This window comes from Pseudomonas sp. 44 R 15 (assembly GCF_900004965.1).
In the GTDB taxonomy this organism is placed as follows: domain Bacteria; phylum Pseudomonadota; class Gammaproteobacteria; order Pseudomonadales; family Pseudomonadaceae; genus Aquipseudomonas; species Aquipseudomonas orientalis_A.
In genome coordinates, this window is record NZ_CVTU01000026.1 from 1 (window position 1) to 1,399 (window position 1,399).

The window sequence follows — 1,399 nt, forward strand, 5'->3', positions numbered from 1 at the left end:
TCAGGGCGGAACCCTAAGTGGCCGTTACCGCAGAAACGGATATGTACTCGATCTGATCCAACATCCTGGTCGGCCCAGAGGCCGCCATCGGGGGGAAGCCCCCTCCCACATTTGGACCAGGATCGACACAAAATCCTGGTCGGCCCTGTGAGGTGGTCAACTTTTTCCGGACACCTCAATCGGTGTTTTCAGGCTGTTTGCCGCTCGTACTGATTGGGCGGCAAATAGTCTAACGATGAATGCATTCGTCGTTCATTGTAGAACCGCACAATGTAATCCGTGACGTCCCTGATTGCTTCATCATGATTGGCATAGTCCTTCCTCCAAACACGCTCCATCTTCAGGTTCAAGAAGAAACGTTCCATGACTGCGTTGTCCCAGCAGTTGCCCTTGCGGCTCATGCTGCAGCGCAAGCCATGTCGTGTCAGCATGGCTTGGTAAGTAGCGCCTGCATACTGGCTGCCCCGATCTGAGTGCGCGATCAGACCCGGTTTAGGCTGCCTCTGTGTGATGGCTAGTTGCATAGCACTGCACACCAACTCTGCGCGCATATGCGGAGCCATGGACCAGCCTACGATCTTGCGTGAATACAAATCCATGACAGCCGCCAAGTACAGCCAGCCGCTTCGAGTGCGAATATAAGTGATGTCAGCAACCCATGATTGGTTGATCTGCTCGGGGTTAAACTGGCGGTTGAGCAGGTTCTCAGCTACCGGGAAATTATGATTACTGTTGGTGGTATGAACGAACTTGCGCTTCCAGATCGGGCGTAAATCCTGTTGTTTCATCAGCCGACGGACCTTGTGCCGCCCAATGGATACGCCATCGCTACGCAGTGCTTTCATCACCCGACGACTGCCATAACAGTGCTCATTGGTCATGAACGTAGCTTTGACCTGAGCTGCAACCGGACAGACAGCTTTTGGCTTAAAAGACCGCTGACGAGCTTCATAGAACCCCGAACGGCTGATCCGCAAAACCCGGCAGATACGTATTACCGGGTAGGCCTTGCATTGCATTTGGTGAACCAATTGGTGGATCACTTCAATTCGCGGGCAAAGAAGGCCGTAGCTTTTTTTAATATATCGTTGTCAGTCTTCAGCTCGCGGATCTGCTGCTCAAGCTGACGAATACGCTGTTGCTCGCTGGTTAACGGTTTACCAATCCCTGTACCACCTAACTGCTCGGCTTGGTACTGCTGGACCCAGCGGCGCACGGCAGTGTCACTCAAGTCTAAATCGGTACAAACGGAGTTCACGCTCAGGCCTTGGTCAACAATCATCTTGCAGACTCTTAGCTTGAAAGCGGCGTCGAATTTTCTGTACTTCTTGGTCATGGAATACTCCTCAATAGGTGTAGTTTCACCTATTGAGGTGTCCGGGACTATTAGACCAGCTCA

General features: G+C 52.3%; 1 protein-coding gene. It reads right to left on the minus strand.

The genetic code is table 11. From position 1 onward, the window contains the following. Positions 1–188 precede the first annotated feature (188 nt). Positions 189–1,336 (minus strand): IS3 family transposase gene (locus BFP93_RS02070; protein ID WP_122582746.1). Its coding sequence is split into 2 segments (ribosomal slippage): positions 189–1,081 and positions 1,081–1,336, totalling 1,149 coding nucleotides; the frame shifts between segments, so codons are not numbered across the junction. Positions 1,337–1,399: the final 63 nt, after the last annotated feature.